The following is a 17,860-nucleotide window of genomic DNA, read 5'->3' on the forward strand; positions in this document are numbered from 1 at the left end:
CGGAGATTGTCGTCAAACCCTTAACAAATCCCTTACGGTTAACGCCTTTGCGTTAACTCCTCCCGCCTCGCCGGGCGCCTCCCTCGTGGAGGGGGGCGCCCGGACAGGTTAAAAGCTGTCCTTCAGCCAGCGGCTCACGCGCGCCATGTAGCCGTCGGTGCCGGTCGCCTGCAGCGGCACGTCGCGCCGCGGCTCGAAATGCTCGATGCTGGCCACCTGCGGGTAGATCAGCAGCCCGACGCTGGCGGCGAAGGCGGGGCTCTTGGCCGATTCCGGCAGCCCCTGGATGCCCAGGGGACGGCCGATGCGCACCTGGGGCGACAGGATGCGCCGGGCCGCCTCGGCCATGCCGGTCAGCTGGCAGGCGCCGCCCGTCAGTACCAGGCGGCGCCCGGCATGGGCCGGGAAGCCGGCGGCGTTCAGCCGGTCGCGCACGAGCTCGAGGATCTCCTCGACCCGGGGCCGGATGATGCGCACGAGATGCGACTTCGGCATGTGGTTCGGGTGGTCGTGCTCGTCCCCCACCTGCGGCACCGCGATGGTTTCGCGCTCGTCCGACGCCGACACGATGCAGGTCCCGTGCAGGGTCTTCAGCCGCTCGGCATCGCTGAGCCGCGTCGTCAAACCGCGGGCGATGTCGGTGGTGACGTGGTTCCCGCCCACCGCCACGGCGTCGACGTGGGCGAGGTGCCCGCCCGCGAAGACGCCGACCGAGGTCGTGCCGCCCCCCATGTCGATCAGCGCGACGTCGAGCTCGGCCTCGTCGTCGGCCAGGACGGAAAGGCCGGCCGAATAGGGCGTCGCCACCAGGGCGTCGACCTGCAGGTGGCAGCGCTCGATCACCAGCATGAGGTTGCGGGCCGCGGCGGCGTCGCAGCCCACCACGTGCATGTCGGCGCCGAGTTCGTCGCCGATCATGCCCTTGGGGTCGCGGATCTGGCGCGTGCGGTCGAGCGAGAACCCCGTCGGCAGCGAATGCAGCACGGCCCGGCCCTGGCGCGCCATGGTGGCGCAGGAGGCTTCGAGCACCCGGTGCACGTCGTAGTCCGACACGGCCTTGCCGCCCACCGCCACCTTGGCGTTGTAGTGCTGCGAGGACAGGCGCCCGCCCGTGATGTTGACGATGACGGAGCCGACCTCGACGCCCGCCATGCGCTCGGCCGCGTCCACGGCGAGGCGGATGGCGTTCTCGGCCTCCTCCATGTCCACCACCGCGCCGCCCTTGATGCCGCGGGAGCGCTGGTGGCCGATGCCGAGGATGCGGCAGCGGTGGGTGCGGCCGGGCAGCGTGTCGGAGGCTTCGGCCGGGTTCAGCTTGGCGATCAGGCAGGCGATCTTGGACGTGCCGATGTCGAGCACGCACAGGATGGCGCTGCGGCGCGCCGAAAGGGGGCGCATGCGCCGGGGCATCAGGCGGTTGCTCATGCCGGGTCAGCCTTGTGCTTGGGACGTTTCGCCAGCATGGCGGCGCGCTGCGCCGCGGCATCCTCGCTGAGCCGCGCCGTGAGGCGGCCGGGGATGCGCAGGTCGACCGACAGGACGTCCTTTTCGAGGATGTGGGATTGGCGCTCGATGTCGGCGAGGCGCTTCAACGTGTCGACGGCGTCGAGTTCCGGCAGCTGCACCTCGACGCCCGAGGTCATCTGCAGGGTCCAGCGCCGCTGGCCCACGAAGATGCCGGCCCGGACCTTGTCGCGCAGCTCGCCGGCCGCCGCCAGCAGCGCCTGGAACTCGCCGACGCGCGTGTTGGCGCCGTCGCCCACCACGAAGGGCAGGGCGTTGAACCGGTCGTCGCGCACGGCATCGATCGGGGTGCCGTCGGTCGATACCAGGCTCAGCTGGCCGTCCTTCTGCCACACGGCGGCGGCGTCGCGCTCGGTGACGGCGATGTGGAGGTCGTTGGGGAACAGCTTGCGCACCGAAACGTCCTGCACGAGCGCCACGGACTTCAGGCGGTCGCGCAGCGCGCCCGGGTCGAGCAGCGCCAGCGAGTTGCGGCCGCTCACGCCCCCGTCGCGCAGGATCTCGCCCGGCGTCAGGGACTTCAGGCCCGAGATCGTCACGGCGTCGATGGAGAAGCCCAGGGCCTTGGCGACGAGGTCGGCCGGCGCGCCGTTCTCGGCCACGAAGGTCGCGTATTGGCCGTTGCGAACGGCGCCGTAGAGGGCCGTGCCGCCGAGCAGCGCCAGGACCAGAAGGGTGCCGAGCCCCGGCAGGGGGCGGCGGCGCGGCTCGGCGGCGGCGCGCTGCAGGCGCCGCCGCTTCCGGACGGGCGCCGCCTGGATGGGGCGGGCCGTGCCGGCGAGCAGGGAGAAGGGGCTGACGATGCGGGACCGGGCGCCCTCCGGCAGGCCGAAGCCGGCCTCGCTCACCGTTCGCAGGAGGCGTCCTCCACCATCCATCGTACAAGCCCACCAAACGAGTACCCGGCGTCAGCCGCCATCTCGGGGACCAGCGACGTCTCGGTCATGCCGGGCTGCGTATTGACCTCCAGCACGACGAGTTGCCCGCTGCCCTCGGGGCGGTCGTCGTACCGGAAGTCCGTCCGGCTCACCCCGCGGCAGCCGAGAGCCGCATGGGCCCGCAACGCCAACTCTTGGACATGTTGGTAAACATTTTCCTTCAAATCCGCCGGAAGCACGTGAATCGACCCGCCGGGGGCGTATTTGGCGTCGTAGTCGTAGAAGACGTGGTCGTCGGCCTTGATGTCGATGACGGCCGTCGGCTTGCCGGCGATGACCGCGCAGGTCAGCTCCCGTCCCGCCACGAAGGTTTCGGCCAGCAGGGCGTCGCCGTGGGCCCAATCGGGCCGGCCGATCTCCTGCGGCGGGTGGCTGCGGTCGGCCCGCACGATGACGACGCCGACCGAGGAGCCCTCGTTGACGGGCTTCAACACGTAGGGGGGCGGCAGGACGTGGCGTTTGGCGGCCTCGTGCCGGTCCACCACCAGCCCGTGCGCCACCGGGATGCCCGCCGCCGCCATGACGAGCTTGGCCTTGTCCTTCTGCATGGCCAGCGCCGAAGCCAGCACGCCCGAATGCGTGTAGGGGACGCGCATGACCTCCAGGATGCCCTGGATGGTGCCGTCCTCGCCGACGCGGCCGTGCAGGGCGTTGAACGCGACGTCGGGCTTGAGGCGGCCCAGCACGTCGGCGATGTCGCGCGCGACGTCGACGCGGGTGACGCGGAAGCCCTCGCCCTCGAGGGCCCGCGCGCAGGCCTCGCCCGACCGCAGCGAGACTTCGCGTTCGGCGGACCAGCCGCCCATCAGGACTGCGACGTGTTGGCTCATCGGCTCCGTTCCGGCGTGAGGGGGCGCGATGCCGGCGGCGGCGCGCCACGCGCGCGGCCCCCCGGCACCGTGAACCCCGAGTCCGCGATCCGGCATGGTTAACGCCGAGATGGTTTCCGAAATCTTAAAGGCGGGGCGGGCGATTGCCGGCCGCTCCGATGCCGCGAGCGTCCCGGTGCGCCCGGTGCCTCACGCGACCCTCGGCACGCCGAGCCGCTTGATCTCCCATTCGAGGCTCGTGCCGCTGTGCTGGCGCACGCGCCGCCGCACCTCCTCGCCGAGCGCCTCGATGTCGCCCGCGCTGGCCTTGCCGCGGTTGATGAGGAAGTTGCAGTGCATCTCCGACATCTGGGCGTCGCCGACCGCGAGCCCCCGGCAACCCGCCGCGTCGATCAGCTGCCAGGCCTTGCCGCCGGGCGGGTTCTTGAAGGTCGAGCCGCCGGTCTTCTCGCGGATCGGCTGCGACGCTTCGCGGGCCGCCGTGATGCGATCCATCTCGGCCTGGATGGCGGCGGGCTCGCCCGGCCGTCCCTGGAACAGGGCTTCGGTGAAGACGATGGACGCCGGTGCCGCGCAATGGCGGTAGGTGAAGCCCATGGCGTCCCGGTCGAAGACCCGCAGGCTCCCGTCGCGGTCGACGCCGCGAGCCGACACCAGCACGTCCGTGGTTTCGCCGCCGTGGGCGCCGGCGTTCATGCGCAGCGCGCCCCCGATCGAGCCCGGGATGCCGCGGAAGAAGGCGAGGCCGTCGATGGCGGCATCGGCGGCGGCGCGGGCGACCTTGACGTCCGGCACGGCGGCGCCGGCCCGCACGCGGTGCCCGGCCTCGATGGCGATGGAGCCGAAGCCGCGCCCGAGCTTGACCACCACGCCGGGCACGCCGCCGTCGCGCAGGATGACGTTGGAGCCGAGGCCCAGCGCCGTCACCGGGACTTCGGCCGGGATGCGGGCGAGCGCGTAGGCGAGGTCGGCCTCGTCGGCCGGCACCAGCAGCACTTCGGCGGGTCCGCCGACGCGGAACCAGCTCAGGGCCGCGAGGCTGTCGCCGGCCGTCAGGCGGCCGCGCAGCTCGGGCAGGCGGGGGCGGAGGTCGTCGGCGAGGCTCACGCGACGTCCCCCGCGGCGAGCTCGCCCGGCAGCGCATAGGCCCATTGGGTGATGTTGCCGGCCCCGAGGCACACCACGTAGTCGCCGGGTTTCGCCAGGGTCCGCACCACGCCGGCGAGCGCCGCCGGCCCCTCGAGCGCCACGACGTTGCGGTGGCCGTGCGCCTTGACGGCGGCCGCCAGACCGTCGCGGTCCATGCCGGCGATGGGCTGCTCGCCGGCCGGGTAGACGTCCGCCACGATGACGACGTCGGCGTCGTTGAAGCAGGTCGCGAAGTCGTTGAACAGCGATTGTAGCCGCGTGTAGCGGTGCGGCTGCACCACGGCGATGACCTGGGCGCGCGTCGAGGCCCGGGCGGCCCGCAGCACGGCGGCGATCTCCACCGGGTGATGGCCGTAGTCGTCGAAGATGGCGGCGCCGTTCCATTCGCCGACGCGGGTGAAGCGGCGCTTCACGCCGCCGAAGCCGCTCAGCGCGTCGCGGATCGTGTCGATGGGCACGCCGAGCTCCATCGCCACCGCGATGGCGGCCGTGGCGTTCATGGCGTTGTGGTGGCCGGGCATCGGCATGACCACGTCCTCGATGTAGCGGGCCGAGGCCGTCTTGCGGTCGCGCACCAGGACGTTGAAGCGCGATACTCCGCCCTTGAGGTCGATGTCGAGCAGCCGCACGTCCGCCTGCGGATTCTCGCCGTAGGTGACGACGCGCCGGTCCTCGATGCGGCCCACCAGCTCCTGCACGACGGGATGGTCGAGGCACATCACGGCGAACCCGTAGAAGGGCAGGTTCTCGACCAGGGTGCGGAAGGCCTCCTTGATGGCGTCGAAGGTCTTGAAGTGGTCGAGGTGCTCGGGGTCGATGTTGGTGATCACCGCCACATCGGCGGGGAGCTTCAGGAAGGTGCCGTCGCTCTCGTCGGCCTCCACCACCATCCATTCGCCCTCGCCGCGGCGGGCGTTGGTGCCGTAGGCGTTGATGATGCCGCCGTTGATGACCGTGGGGTCGAAGCCGCCCGCGTCGAGCAGGGTGGCGACCAGCGAGGTCGTGGTGGTCTTGCCGTGGGTCCCGGCCACCGCCACGCATTGGCGCAGGCGCATCAGTTCGGCCAGCATCTCGGCGCGGCGCACGACGGGGATGCGGCGCTCCCGGGCGGCGGCGAGTTCGGGGTTGTCGCGGCGGATGGCGGTCGACACCACCACGACCTCGGCGTCCCCGAGGTTCTCGGCCCTCTGGCCGACCGCGACCGGGATGCCCTTCTCGCGCAGGCGCTGCACGTTGGCGCCCTCGGCCGCGTCCGAGCCCTGGACCTTGTAGCCCAGCGTGTTCAGCACCTCGGCGATGCCCGACATGCCGATGCCGCCGATCCCGACGAAGTGGATGGGGCCGAGCTCGCGCGGCAGTTTCATGCGTATCGGTCCCTAAACATTGCCCTCCGCCACGGCGAGGACGAGGTCGGCCAGGCGCTCGGCGGCGTCCGGGCGTCCGCCGTGGCGCGCCGCATCGGCGCGCACGAGCAGTTCCGCGGGGTCGTTCAACACGCGCGAGAGCTCTTCCGCAAGCCATTCGGGCGTGAACAGCGGCTGTTCGCACACCACGGCGGCGCCGCTCGCCGCCAGCACGGCGGCGTTGGCGGCCTGGTCCTGGTCGAGCGCATGCGGGAAGGGCACCAGCACGGCGGCGCGGCCGATCACGGCGAGTTCGCTGACCGTCGAGGCGCCGGCGCGGGCCACGACGAGGTGGGCCTCCGCCATGCGGTCGGGCAGGTCGGCGAAGAACGGCATCACCTCGGCGGCGAGGCCGAGCCCGTCGTAGGTCTGGCGCACCCGCGCCTCGTCCTCGCCCCGTGCCTGCTGGACGATGCGGAGCCGCGCCCGCGCGTCGCCGTCGAGCAGCGCCACGGCGGCCGGCACGATGTCGGACATCACGCGGGCCCCCTGCGACCCGCCCGTGACGAGCAGCGAGATGGCGCCGCCCTGCATCAGGTCCGGCATGGCGCGGCCCGAGGCCGCCACGACCGAGGGCCGGACCGGGTTGCCGGTGAAGCTCGCCTTGGCGGCGATGGAATCCGGCACCCGGCCGAGGCCGGGAAAGCCCGTGGCGATGCGCGTCGCCCGGTTGGCCACGAAGCGGTTGGCCTTGCCCATCACGGCATTCTGCTCGTGCAGCACGATCGGGGCCGAGCGGATGGAGGCCGCCACGATGGGCGGCACCGTCGGATAGCCGCCGAAGCCCACCACGACGGCGGGCCGGATGCGCCCGATCAGGCGCCAGGCCGCCAGCACGCCGCGCGACAGCTGCCCGGCCGCCGCCGCCTTGGCGACGGGCGAGCCGCCCCGCGGCGTCGCCGAGGGCACGGCGTGGAGGGCGCGGGCCGGGAAGTCCACCCCGTAGCGCAGGGCGCGGTCGTCCGTCATGAGTTCGACCGGAACGCCGCGGGCCGCGAGGGCGCGGGCCAGGGCCTCGGCCGGGAAGAGGTGGCCTCCCGTGCCGCCGGCGGCGAGCAGGACGGGCCGGTCCCCCGACGGCGCCGTCACGGCGCGCCGGCCCCGAGGGCGCCGTCCGGCTCCTCGCCGCGGCGGTAGGGCACGGGGTCGATGACGGCGGCGCGGGGCCGCTTGCGCGTCACCGCCACGAGAAAGCCCATGGCGAGGGCCAGCGAGATCATCGACGAGCCGCCGTAGGAGATGAAGGGCAGCGTCATGCCCTTGGCGGGCATGAGGTGCAGGTTCACCGACATGTTGATGCAGCTCTGGATGCCGAACAGCGTCACCAGCCCGGCGGTGGCGAAGCGGCAGAACGGGTCGTCGTTGCGCGACGACAGCAGCAGGCCGCGCAGCACGATGAAGGCGAAGATCCCGGCGAGGAACATGCAGAACAGCAGGCCGAACTCTTCGCCCGTGACGGCGAAGATGAAGTCGGTGTGGGCGTCGGGCAGCACGCGCTTGACCGTGCCCTCGCCGGGGCCCTTGCCGAGCCAGCCCCCCGACACGAAGCTTTCCACCGCCGTGTCGACCTGGAACGTGTCGGTGGCGCCGGGGCCGTTCGAGGGGTCGAGGAAGTGCAGGATGCGGTCGCGCACGTGGGGGACGAGCTTGTAGGCGACGAAGACGCTGACGGCGCCCATGCCGCCGATGCCGCCCACCCAGAACCAGTGCAGGCCGGCCATGAAGAACAGCGCCGCCCAGACGAGCGAGATCAGCATGGTCTGGCCGAAGTCGGGCTGCAGGATCAGCGGCACGATGGTGAGGGGCAGCAGCAGCAGGGCGATGAGGTTGCCCGGAACGTCGCGCCGCCGCGCCCCCTCCGAGAAGGCCCAGGCGGCCAGGATCACGAAGGCGGGCTTGACGAATTCCGAGGGCTGCACGCCGAAGATCCAGCGGCGGGCGCCCTTCACCTCGTGGCCGAAGACCAGCGCGGCGCCGATCAGCGCCATGCCGCCGAGGAACACCACGAGGCCGGCCCGCCGCACGTCCCGGGGCTGCAGGAAGGATGTGGCGAGCAGCAGGCACAGCGACGGCACCAGGAACATGACCTGGTGGTGCACGAAGTAGAAGGTCGACAGGCCGAGCCGCTCCGCCACCGGCGGGCTGCCCGCCATGGTGAGCACGATGCCGAGCACCACGAGGAGGCCGATGGCGGCGAGCAGCCACCGGTCCACCGTCCACCACCAATCCGCGAACACGGAGCGTTCAGCGCGCGAGATCATGCGAAACTCCTGGAACGCCGCGTCAGGTCTGCAGGGCTGCGACGAGCGCCCGGAAGGCGTCGCCCCGCGCCTCGAAGTTCGTGAACTGGTCGAAGGAGGCGCAGGCCGGCGAGAACAACACGGTTTGGTTACCCGAAGCTTGCCGGGCATCCTCGGCCGCCGCCGCCACGGCCTTCTCGAGCGTGCCGCAGCGCCGGCTGAGCACCCGGCCGCTGAGCGTGCGGGCGAAGTCGTCGGCGGCCTCGCCGATGAGATAGGCCCGCTGCACCCGGTCGAAGAGCGGCGCCAGCGCCGCGATGCCGCCCGCCTTCGGCACGCCGCCGAGGATCCAGTGGACGCGGTCGAAGGACAGCAGCGCCTTCTCGGCCGAGTCGGCGTTGGTGGCCTTGGAATCGTTGACGAACAGCGTGTTCCCGATCCGGCCGACCTCCTCCATCCTGTGAGGCAATCCCGGGAAGCCGTTGAGACCGCTCTGGATCACATGCGCGTCGGCGCCCCGCAATCCGAGCAGGTCGGCGCAGGCGGCGGCGAAACAGGCGTTCTGGCCGTTGTGCAGGCCGCGCAGCGTCGCGATGCCGTCGACGCCGCCGAGCAGGCGCTCGCGCCCGTCGTAGGGCCGCATCAGGATCATGTGGCGGCCCGACAGCGACACGCCGGTCGGCAGGTCCTGGCGCACCGACACGGGCAGGTGGCGCCCCGAGGGGCCGAGGTGCCGGGCATGCAGGCGCATCTCGCGCTCGACCGCCCGCTCGTAGATCTCCGCCGAGGCGGTGTCGTCGACGCCGACCAGCGACCATTCGGAGCGTTCGATCAGGCGCTCCTTCACGGCCGCGTAGTTCTCGAAGCTGCCGTGGCGCTCGATGTGGTCGGGGCTGAGGTTCAGCAGCATGCCGACCGTGGGGGCGAGGCCGGGCGCGAGGTCGATCTGGTAGGAGGAGACTTCGAGCACGTGCAGGCGGCCCGCGGCCGGCGGCTCCAGCGCCAGCACGGCCGTGCCGATGTTGCCGCCCATCTGCACGTCCCGGCCGGCGGCGCGGAACAGGTGGGCGGTGAGCGCCGTGGTGGTGGACTTGCCGTTGGTCCCCGTGATGGCGACGAGCGGGGCGCCGGGCGCGATCGCGGCCCGCTCGCGGCAGAAGAGTTCGACGTCGCCGAGGATCTCGACGCCGGCGGCCCGCGCACACGTCGCCGACCAGTGCGGTTCGGGATGCGTCAGGGGCACCCCGGGGGTGAGCACCAGGGCGGCGATGCCCGACCAGTCGATGGCGCGGAGGTCCGCCACCGCGTGGCCGGCGGCCGCGGCCCGGTCGCGGGCCGGCTCGGCATCGTCCCAGCAGAGCACCTCGGCGCCGCCCGCCCGCAGCGCGTCGGCGGTGGCGAGGCCGGAGCCGCCGAGGCCGAAGAGGGCGAGGCGGCGCCCGGCGCAATGCGTGACGGGCGTCATCGCGTCACCGGACCTTCAGGGTCGACAGGCCGAGCAGCGCCAGGATGAAGGAGATGATCCAGAAGCGCATCACGATCTGCGGTTCGGACCAGCCGAGCTTCTCGAAATGGTGATGGATCGGAGCCATGCGGAACACCCGCTTGCCGGTGAGCTTGAAGGAGCCGACCTGCACGATGACCGACAGCGCCTCCACGACGAAGAGCCCGCCCACGATCAGCAGCACGATCTCGTGCTTCACCGCCACCGCCACGGTGCCGATGAGGCCGCCGAGCGCCAGCGACCCGGTGTCGCCCATGAAGATCTGCGCCGGCGGGGCGTTGAACCACAGGAAGCCGATGCCGGCGCCCGCCACCGCGCCCGCCACGACGAGGAGTTCGCCCGTCAACGGGACGTGGTTGATGCCGAGGTAGGTGGCGTAGAGCAGGTTGCCCGAGAAATACGAGATGATGCCGAACGTGCCCATGGCGACGATCACCGGCACGATGGCGAGCCCGTCGAGCCCGTCCGTCAGGTTCACGGCATTGCCGAAGCCCACGATGATGAAGGCCCCGAACGCGATGAAGAAGATCCCGAGGTCGAACACGTAGCCGTTGATGAAGGGCAGGGCGAGGCCGGTCGTGTTGGCCGGTCCCACCGCCACCATGGCCCAGCAGGCGACGAGCGCGATCAGCGCCTCGATGGCGAGCCGCGCCTTGCCGGAGAAGCCGGCGTGGGTCTGCTTCGTGACCTTGAGGTAGTCGTCATAGAAGCCGATCATGCCGAAGCCGAGCGTCACCAGCAGCACGATCCACACGTAGGGGCTGCGCAGGTTGGCCCAGAGCAGCGTCGACACGAGTAGGCCCGACAGGATCATGAGGCCGCCCATGGTCGGCGTGCCGCGCTTCTTCAGGTGGTCGGGGCCGTCGGTGCGGATCGGCTGGCCCTTGCCTTGCTTCAGTCGCAGGGCCGCGATGATGCCGGGGCCGAAGAAGAACACGAACAGCGCCGCCGTGGCGGTGGCGCCGATGGTTCGAAACGTCAGGTACCGGAACAGGTTCAGCGGGCTGAAGTAGCCGGAGAGTTCGGTGAGCCAGGTGAGCATGTCCGTCCTTAGGGCCTGTCGGGCCGTGGTCGAAGCGGAGCCTCGACGTGAGTCCGCGAACGGGCTCGCAGCTTCGAATGGGGATGGGCCGGCAGCAGCATGACGTCCTTCAGCGACCGGCCGTTTTCGCGCGGAACCGGTCCTTGAGGGCGGCGACGACCGGCCCCATCCGGCTCCCGTTGGAGCCCTTCACCATCACGACGTCGCCGGGCCCGATGCCGTCCGCGAGGGCGCCTTCGATAGCCGTGGCGGCTTCGCCCCACAAGCCTCGGAGTTCGGGGGGCAGCCGCATGAACAGGGCGTGACTGAGCGGGCCGGCGGCATAGACCCGGTCGACGCCGGCGGCGAGGACGTCCTCGGCGAGTTCGGCGTGGAGGCGCTCGGCTTCCGGGCCGAGCTCGCGCATGTCGCCCAGCACGGCGATGCGGCGGCCCGAGCCCGACGGGGCGGTGGCGCCGAGGACAGCCAGGGCGGCCCGCATCGAGGTGGGGTTGGCGTTGTAGCTTTCGTCGATCAGCGTCGCGGTCCCGCCCCCGAGCTGCAGGAGGGACTTCGCGCCGCGGCCGTGGCCGGCCGTGTAGCGGCCGAGCGATGCCGCCGCCGAATCGACGTCGATGCCCGCCGCGCGGGCGGCCAGCAGCACCCCGAGCGCGTTGACGGCGCTGTGCAGGCCGGCCGCGCCGAGGTGGAAGTCGACCCGGCGGCCGAGCACGCGGGTCGAAACGTCCGAGCCCTCGCGGGTCGGCGTGCAGGCGACGAGGCGGGCGTCGGCCTCCTCGTGCTGGCCGAAGGTCAGGACGTGGCGCGCCGGGGAGGCCTCGGCATGGCGGCGCAGGCGCGCGTAGGTGTCGATGTCGCGGTTCAGGATGGCGACGCCGCCCGGCACGACGCCCGAGAAGATCTCGCCCTTGGCGTCGGCGATCTCGTCCACGGAGGCGAAATGCTCGAGGTGGGCCGCCGCCACCGTGGTGACGAGCGCGATGTGGGGGCGGACCAGGGCGACGAGCGGCGTGATCTCGCCGGCGTGGTTCATGCCGATCTCGAAGACGGCGTAGCGCGCCTCCGCCGGCAGCCGCGCCAGCGTCAGCGGCACGCCCCAGTGATTGTTGAACGAGGCCGGCGAGGCATGGGTCGTGCCGGCATCGGCCATGACGAGGCGCAGCGCTTCCTTGACGGAGGTCTTGCCGACCGAACCCGTGACGGCGACGACGCGGGCGTCCGACCGGTCGCGGGCCGCGGCGCCGAGCCGGCCCAGCGCGGCGAGCACGTCGTCGACGACGTAGAGGCAGGGCAGGCCGGCCAGCGCCGGGGCATGGGCCTCGTCCACCACGGCCGCCGCGGCCCCGGCCGCGAAGGCCGCCCGCACGAAGTCGTGGCCGTCGTGCACGTCGCCCCGGATGGCGAAGAAGAGGTCGCCGGCCTTCACGCTGCGGGTGTCGATCGAGAGCCCGGCGATGCCGTCGACCGGCGGCAGGCCGCTGACGCGGGCCTGCAGGCGGGTGACGAGGCCCAGCCCGGACCAGAGGGGGGCGTCGTTCATGCGGGCATCCTGGCGAGGGCGGCCGAAACCGCGTCGATGTCGGAGAAGGGCAGGGTGATGCCGCCCGCCGTCTGGCCGGTCTCGTGCCCCTTGCCGGCCACCACGAGGACGTCGCCGCCGTCCAGCAGCGCGACGGCGTGGGCGATGGCTTCGGCGCGGTCGCCGATCTCGCGCGCGCCCGGCGCCGCCGCCAGCACGGCGGCCCGGATGGCCGCGGGGTCCTCGGAGCGGGGATTGTCGTCCGTCACCACGACGACGTCGGCGAGGCGATGCGCGATCTCGCCCATCAGCGGCCGCTTCCCGGTGTCCCGGTCGCCGCCGCAGCCCACCACGACGACGAGCCGGCCCGGCGCGTAGGGGCGCAGCGTGCGCAGCACCGTCTCGAGCGCGTCGGGCTTGTGGGCGTAGTCGACGAAGATCGGGGCGCCGTTGCGGGCCCCCACGCGCTGGAGCCGGCCGGGCGCGCCGACGAGCCGCTGCAGCGCCGAGAAGACGTCGTCCGGGGCGCTGCCGGTCGCCAGGCAGAGGCCGGCCGCGACCAGCGCGTTCGACACCTGGAACAGGCCGGCGAGCGGCAGCCGCAGCGCCACCGTGCCGGCGCCGGGGCACAGGCCGGCGTCGCAGGCGATGCGGATCTGCGTGCCGTCCGCGTCGGGCTCGGCCGCGACGAGGCGCAGGCCGTCGCCGCGCCGCCCCACCGTGACGACGGCGAGGCCGCGGGCGCGGGCGGCCGCGACGGCGCGCTCGGCCGCGTCGCCGTCGGCATCGATCACGGCCGGCCGGCCGGGAGCCAGCAGGTCGCCGAACAGCCGCAGCTTGGCGGCGAGGTAGGCGTCGAGGCTGGCGTGGTAGTCGAGGTGGTCGCGCGATAAATTGGTGAAGGCGCCGGCCGCGAGCCGCACGCCGTCGAGCCTGTGCTGGTCCAGCCCGTGCGACGAGGCTTCGAGCGCGAGGTGGGTCACGCCGGCTCGCGCGAGACGGTCCATCGCGCCGTGTAGCGCCACCGGATCCGGCGTGGTCAGCGAACCCTGGACGGCGCCGTCCGGCGCCGTCTTTGCACCATTGACGGCGCCGTCCGGCGCCACGATGCCGAGCGTGCCGATCGATGCCGCCGAGGCGCCCGACGCCGCCCAGATCTGGCGCACGAAGGCCGCCACCGACGTCTTGCCGCTGGTGCCGGTGACGGCGACCACGGTGGCGGGCTGCCCCGGGTGGAACCGGGCCGCGCTCAGGGACAGGGCCCGGCGGACATCCGGCACCAGCACGACCGGCGCCGAACCCTGCGCCCACCCCTGTGGCGCCCGCTCGGCGACGATCGCCGCGGCGCCCGCCTTCGCCGCCGCCGCGGCAAAGGCCAGCCCGTCGCCCTTGGTGCCCGGCACGGCGAAGAAGGCGAAGCCGGGCGCGACGGCCCGGCTGTCGGCCGTGAGGCCCGCGACCTCCCGGGCGGCGAACTCCGGCGCCAGTCCGGCGCCGGGCAGAAGGTCGCCGAGCCTCACCTCAGCACCGTGTCCATGCCGATGCCGAGCTTGGCGACGGCCGGGAACGGGTCGGTGGGCAGGTTCAGGTTGGGCGGCAGATTGAGGAGCGGCGCGACGCGCTCCATGATCTTGCCGCAGACGTCGCCCGAGTTCCAGGCCGCCGTGTGGAAGCCATAGGTGCCCTCGGCGGCCTGCGGGTCCTCCATCATCACGAAGAACAGGTACTTCGGGTGGTCGGCCGGCACCACCGACATAAAGGTCGTGTTGACCCGGTTCTTGGCGTAGTGGCCGTTGATCAGCTTGTCGGCCGTTCCGGTCTTGCCGCCGGCGAAATAGCCGGGGACGTTGGCCTTCTTGGCCGAGCCCAGCGTCGCGTTGAGCCTCATCAGGTAGCGCAGGTCCTCCGACACCTCGGGGCGGACCACGCGCTTGGCCTCGTCCCGGGCGTCCCCGTCACGCTTCAGGAAGGTCGGCGTGATCAGGTAGCCGCCGTTGGCGAGGGCCCCCACCGCCATGATGGCCTGGAGCGGCGTGACGTTCAGGCCCTGCCCGAACGCGATCGTCATGGAGTTCAGCACGCCCCAATGCGGCGGGATCTGGGGGGAGGCCGTCTCGGGCAGCTCCGTCTGCAGGCGCGTCAGCTCCCCCATCTTGCGCAGGAAGGTCTTGTGGCCGTCCACCCCCACCATCATCACCATCTTGGCGGTTCCGATGTTCGACGAGTGGATGAACACCTCCGGGATCGTCTGCGGACGGTTGATCTTCTCGTAGTCGTGGATGGTGGCGCGCCCGTAGCGGAGGTTGCCGGTCGTGTCGACGGTGCTCTTCAGCGTGACCTTGTTGAGCTCCAGCGCCATCGCGATCGAGATGGCCTTGAAGGTCGAGCCCATCTCGTAGGTGCCGACGTTGAGCCGGTTGATGTGGTCGGGCTTGAGCGCGTCGACGGGGTTGTTGGGGTCGTAGTCGGGCAGCGACACGTAGGCGATCATCTCGCCCGTGTTGACGTCCATGATGGCGCCCGAGGCCGCCTGCGGATGGAAGCGCGCCATGCCCTTCAGCAGCTCGTCGCGCACCGCGAAGGTGGCCTTGGTGTCGAGTGACAGGGAGATGGGCTTCAGGTCCTGCGGGGTGACGTCGAAGCCCGCGCCCTTGAGGTCGCCGAGCCCCTGGTTGTCGACCCATTTCTCGATGCCGGCGATGCCCTGGTTGTCGGTGTTGGTGAAGCCCAGCACATGGGCTCCCACCGGGCCGTTGGGGTAGATGCGCTTGTTCTCGGGCAGGAAGCCGACGCCCGGCAGGCCGAGGCGGAACACTTCCTGCTGCTGCTTGTCGGTGACGCCGCGCTTGACCCACACGAAGCCCTTGCGGGAGCCCAGGCGCTTCCGGAGGTCGGTGGCGTCGACGTCGGGCAGCACGGCGGTGAGGAGTTCGACGGCCTCGTCCTTGTCGATGAGGCGGCGCGGCTCGGCGAAGACCGACATGGTCTTGATGTCCTGCGCCAGCACGCCGCCGTTGCGGTCGAGGAGTTCGGGCCTGGCGCCAGAGACGGCGTCGGAGGCCGCGGCCTTCAGCCCCGCCGGGGCTTCCTTGCTGAGGCCGAGCTTGATGAGCTTGCCGTCGATCAGCCCGTAGACGCACAGGAAGGCGAGGCCGAGCAGGCGCAGCCGGAAGCCGCTCTTGTCGAGCCGCGTCGTGCACACGTCGCGCACGAAGACGCGCGCTTTCGCGAAAAGGCCGGGCGCGGGCCGGGGGCGGTCGGCGCGGGGGTCGGGGGAGCCGGTCATGCGGGCGCTATCTCGCGGAGGACGGGGTCGCGGCGGAGCCGCCGGCACTCTTGTCGCTCGGGGTCGCGGTCGGCTCCCCGAGCCCGAGCGAGTCGAGCTTGCGCCCGATGGAATCCACCTTGGGCGGCGGATCGGGCAGATCCGTGGCCTGGACGATCTGGTCGAGCGACAGGCGCTGCAGGCCGAGGCCGTGGTCGGCGAGCGCCGCCAGCCGGTCCGGGCGGGTGAGGATCGCCCATTCGGCCTTGAGCTTCTCGATGCCGTCCTGCTCGGCCCCGATCAGGTGTCGGGTCTTCAGGATCTGCTCGGCGTAGAGGATGGTCTCGTACTTGACCGAATAGGCGTAGACGGCCGAGCCGATCAGCACCGCGACGGCGAGGACGTTGAGGATGCGCAGCACGGGTCAACCCTTCCTGGCGGACGGGGGGGCGGCGCGGCCCGCCCACGCCACCGTGACGGCGGCGCGTGCCGCGGGGTCGGGCGTCCAGGCGGGCGCCGCCGTGCGGGCCCCGACCCGCAGCTTGGCGGAGCGGGCCCGGGGATTGGCCTCGACCTCGGCGGCCGACGGCACGACGGGCTGGCGGCCCGGCAGCGCGAAGGTCGCGGGCGGGCGGGCGGCCCCGGCGGGCAGGTGGCGCGAGCCGCCCTCGCCCCGCCCGGCGCGGGCCTGGAGGAAGCGCTTCACGATCCTGTCCTCGAGAGAATGAAAGGTGACCACGGCGAGCCGGCCCTCGGGGGCCAGCAGCCGCTCGGCGGCTTCGAGCGCGTCGTGGAGTTCGCCGAGCTCGTCGTTGACGGCGATGCGCAGCGCCTGGAACGTGCGGGTGGCCGGATGGATGTCGCCCGGCTTGCCCGGCATCACGCGGGCGATCATCTCGGCGAGCTGTCGCGTCGACGTGAAGGGCGCGGACTTGCGGTCGAAGCAGATGGCACGGGCGATGCGGCGCGAAGCGCGCTCGTCGCCGTAGCGGAACAGGATGTCGGCGAGGTCGCCCTCGTCGGCCCCGTTCACGATGTCGGCGGCCGTGGTGCCGTCGCCGCCCATGCGCATGTCGAGCGGCCCCTCGAAGCGGAAGGAGAATCCGCGTTCGGCCTGGTCGAACTGCATGGAGGAGACGCCGATATCCAGCACCACGCCGTCGAGCGGGGGCAGGGCGAGCTGCTCGGCGACGTCGCCGAGCGTGGCGAAGCGGGCCTCGACCAGAGTCAGGCGCGGTTCGGCGGCCGCGAGGGCGGCGCCGCCCGCGATGGCGGTCGGGTCGCGGTCGAGGGCGACGACGCGGGTGCCGGGATGGTGGAGCATGGAGCGGGTGTAGCCGCCGGCGCCGAAGGTGCCGTCGACGTAACAGCCGCCGTCACGCAGGACGAGGGACGCCAGGGCCTCCTCGCGGAGCACGGGGTGATGCCGGATCGGTCCGCCGGCGGCCGGGTGACCCCCTTGCGAGTGGTCCCCCGGGCCGCGATCCGACATCAGTCCCGTGCTCCAAGAGGCTGCGGCGCGGTGATCTGCGCCGCATGTCCGGAGCTGAGCTGTTTTCGGTGGTCGCGCACTCGGCGTCTGGCCTCTTCCAAATGCGCGCGAAACCGTCCCGGCTCCCAGATCTGAAACTTGTGCCCCTGGCCCACCAGCGTCACCTCGGTGGCGATGCCGGTGTGGACCTTCATGGCTTCGGTGAGGACGATGCGGCCCTCCCCGTCCACCTTCAGCAGTTCGCTTTCCCCGTGGAGCGTGGACGCATAGGCGTCCCATTCCTCGGAATAGCGCGACAGCGGTGCCAGCAAGGCGTCGATCTCTCGAAGCAGGGCATGGCCGCCGCAATCCACCGCATCGGAATAGAGCGAGGGATAGACGTAGAGTCCGTCGAAACCGTCCCGCCCCAGCACCGCCCGGAACGGTGCCGGGATCGACACGCGACCCTTGGCATCCAACCGGTTGGTGAAGTGCGAGACGAAGCGATCCAAAATCCCCTCTGTCCCGGTCGTGACCGTCCCGTCCGGCGAGCGATGCGGGGCACGGCCGTGTCATCCTGCGGGGGATGTCCACGATCGGGTCTCGGATGCTCGTCACTGACGGGATGATTTGGGATAGCATGGGACCCCATGGGCGTCAACGAAAGCCCCCGCGCGCGATCTGGGGGGCCAGGGTCCAGTAAGACCCGCTTAGGGTTAAAAAGGTGTTGCCGACCCTGCGGAAAGGCGGGCTTTATCGAGCGATTCGTCTGGCGCCGGCAGCGCGGTCCCTTGGGGCAGGTTGCCGAATCTGAAACGATATCAGGCGGCCGCGGCGGATCGGCGCCATCGTGCCGCGGGTCGACCTGGGCCCGCGCCACGCGGGGCCTTCGGCCGGCCTGTGCCGCTGCCTGGCCGCCGGCCGGGCCGCGATTATCCACAGGCAAATGCCGCCGAGGGTCGTCTTGGGTTTTGG

General features: G+C 71.9%; 15 protein-coding genes. All 15 read right to left on the bottom strand.

Going from position 1 to position 17,860, the window contains the following annotated elements:
- Positions 1-108: 108 nt before the first annotated feature.
- The 15 genes from ftsA to D3272_RS19590 all read right to left on the bottom strand — a co-directional run bounded on the left by ftsA (position 109) and on the right by D3272_RS19590 (position 17,397).
- Positions 109-1,425, bottom strand: a complete 1,317-nt coding sequence (gene ftsA / locus D3272_RS19520) for a cell division protein FtsA (RefSeq protein WP_129220885.1) — start codon at positions 1,423-1,425, stop codon at positions 109-111.
- On the bottom strand, positions 1,422-2,372 hold the full coding sequence (locus D3272_RS19525) for a cell division protein FtsQ/DivIB (protein ID WP_245496680.1): 951 nt from the start codon (positions 2,370-2,372) through the stop codon (positions 1,422-1,424). Before D3272_RS19525 ends, ftsA begins: the two co-directional genes overlap by 4 nt.
- A complete protein-coding gene (locus tag D3272_RS19530; RefSeq protein WP_129220887.1) occupies positions 2,369-3,292 on the bottom strand; it encodes a D-alanine--D-alanine ligase in 924 nt (307 codons plus the stop codon). The genes D3272_RS19525 and D3272_RS19530 overlap by 4 nt, the downstream gene beginning before the upstream one ends.
- Positions 3,293-3,481: 189 nt before the next feature.
- Positions 3,482-4,399: a UDP-N-acetylmuramate dehydrogenase gene (gene murB / locus D3272_RS19535; protein ID WP_245496681.1), complete on the bottom strand. Its 918-nt coding sequence runs from the start codon at positions 4,397-4,399 to the stop codon at positions 3,482-3,484.
- Positions 4,396-5,805, bottom strand: coding sequence for a UDP-N-acetylmuramate--L-alanine ligase (murC, locus tag D3272_RS19540; RefSeq protein ID WP_129220889.1), 1,410 nt, complete (start codon positions 5,803-5,805; stop codon positions 4,396-4,398). Before murC ends, murB begins: the two co-directional genes overlap by 4 nt.
- Before the next feature lie 12 nt (positions 5,806-5,817).
- Complete coding sequence (murG, locus tag D3272_RS19545; RefSeq protein ID WP_245496682.1) at positions 5,818-6,933, bottom strand: undecaprenyldiphospho-muramoylpentapeptide beta-N-acetylglucosaminyltransferase; 1,116 nt, start codon at positions 6,931-6,933, stop codon at positions 5,818-5,820.
- Complete coding sequence (locus tag D3272_RS19550) at positions 6,930-8,105, bottom strand: FtsW/RodA/SpoVE family cell cycle protein (RefSeq protein ID WP_129220890.1); 1,176 nt, start codon at positions 8,103-8,105, stop codon at positions 6,930-6,932. Before D3272_RS19550 ends, murG begins: the two co-directional genes overlap by 4 nt.
- Positions 8,106-8,127: 22 nt before the next feature.
- Positions 8,128-9,549: a UDP-N-acetylmuramoyl-L-alanine--D-glutamate ligase gene (gene murD, locus D3272_RS19555; RefSeq protein WP_129220891.1), complete on the bottom strand. Its 1,422-nt coding sequence runs from the start codon at positions 9,547-9,549 to the stop codon at positions 8,128-8,130.
- A gap of 4 nt (positions 9,550-9,553) precedes the next feature.
- A complete protein-coding gene (gene mraY / locus D3272_RS19560) occupies positions 9,554-10,630 on the bottom strand; it encodes a phospho-N-acetylmuramoyl-pentapeptide-transferase (protein ID WP_129220892.1) in 1,077 nt (358 codons plus the stop codon).
- A gap of 109 nt (positions 10,631-10,739) precedes the next feature.
- Positions 10,740-12,170: a UDP-N-acetylmuramoylalanyl-D-glutamyl-2,6-diaminopimelate--D-alanyl-D-alanine ligase gene (locus tag D3272_RS19565; RefSeq protein ID WP_129220893.1), complete on the bottom strand. Its 1,431-nt coding sequence runs from the start codon at positions 12,168-12,170 to the stop codon at positions 10,740-10,742.
- Positions 12,167-13,669: a UDP-N-acetylmuramoyl-L-alanyl-D-glutamate--2,6-diaminopimelate ligase gene (locus D3272_RS19570; protein WP_129220894.1), complete on the bottom strand. Its 1,503-nt coding sequence runs from the start codon at positions 13,667-13,669 to the stop codon at positions 12,167-12,169. Before D3272_RS19570 ends, D3272_RS19565 begins: the two co-directional genes overlap by 4 nt.
- Entirely contained in the window at positions 13,666-15,435 is a 1,770-nt protein-coding gene (locus D3272_RS19575; RefSeq protein WP_129220895.1) for a peptidoglycan D,D-transpeptidase FtsI family protein, read from the bottom strand. The genes D3272_RS19570 and D3272_RS19575 overlap by 4 nt, the downstream gene beginning before the upstream one ends.
- Positions 15,436-15,442: 7 nt before the next feature.
- Positions 15,443-15,835 carry a cell division protein FtsL gene (gene ftsL / locus D3272_RS19580; protein WP_129220896.1) on the bottom strand — a complete coding sequence of 131 codons (393 nt, stop codon included), beginning with the start codon at positions 15,833-15,835 and terminating at the stop codon, positions 15,443-15,445.
- A gap of 3 nt (positions 15,836-15,838) precedes the next feature.
- The gene (gene rsmH / locus D3272_RS19585; RefSeq protein ID WP_129220897.1) at positions 15,839-16,906 is read right to left on the bottom strand and encodes a 16S rRNA (cytosine(1402)-N(4))-methyltransferase RsmH; all 1,068 of its coding nucleotides are present in this window, start codon (positions 16,904-16,906) and stop codon (positions 15,839-15,841) included.
- On the bottom strand, positions 16,906-17,397 hold the full coding sequence (locus D3272_RS19590) for a division/cell wall cluster transcriptional repressor MraZ (RefSeq protein ID WP_129220898.1): 492 nt from the start codon (positions 17,395-17,397) through the stop codon (positions 16,906-16,908). Before D3272_RS19590 ends, rsmH begins: the two co-directional genes overlap by 1 nt.
- Positions 17,398-17,860: the final 463 nt, after the last annotated feature.

The sequence above is a fragment of the Lichenibacterium ramalinae genome (assembly GCF_004137085.1).
GTDB classification, from domain to species: domain Bacteria; phylum Pseudomonadota; class Alphaproteobacteria; order Rhizobiales; family Beijerinckiaceae; genus Lichenihabitans; species Lichenihabitans ramalinae.

What these genes read in the sequence shown, in the direction of transcription:
- D3272_RS19530 (WP_129220887.1), bottom strand. Translation starts at nt 3,292, where the DNA reads ATGAGCCAACACGTCGCAGTCCTGATGGGCGGCTGGTCCGCCGAACGC.
- rsmH (WP_129220897.1), bottom strand. Translation starts at nt 16,906, where the DNA reads ATGTCGGATCGCGGCCCGGGGGACCACTCGCAAGGGGGTCACCCGGCC.
- D3272_RS19565 (WP_129220893.1), bottom strand. Translation starts at nt 12,170, where the DNA reads ATGAACGACGCCCCCCTCTGGTCCGGGCTGGGCCTCGTCACCCGCCTG.
- mraY (WP_129220892.1), bottom strand. Translation starts at nt 10,630, where the DNA reads ATGCTCACCTGGCTCACCGAACTCTCCGGCTACTTCAGCCCGCTGAAC.
- D3272_RS19550 (WP_129220890.1), bottom strand. Translation starts at nt 8,105, where the DNA reads ATGATCTCGCGCGCTGAACGCTCCGTGTTCGCGGATTGGTGGTGGACG.
- murC (WP_129220889.1), bottom strand. Translation starts at nt 5,805, where the DNA reads ATGAAACTGCCGCGCGAGCTCGGCCCCATCCACTTCGTCGGGATCGGC.
- murD (WP_129220891.1), bottom strand. Translation starts at nt 9,549, where the DNA reads ATGACGCCCGTCACGCATTGCGCCGGGCGCCGCCTCGCCCTCTTCGGC.
- ftsA (WP_129220885.1), bottom strand. Translation starts at nt 1,425, where the DNA reads ATGAGCAACCGCCTGATGCCCCGGCGCATGCGCCCCCTTTCGGCGCGC.
- D3272_RS19575 (WP_129220895.1), bottom strand. Translation starts at nt 15,435, where the DNA reads ATGACCGGCTCCCCCGACCCCCGCGCCGACCGCCCCCGGCCCGCGCCC.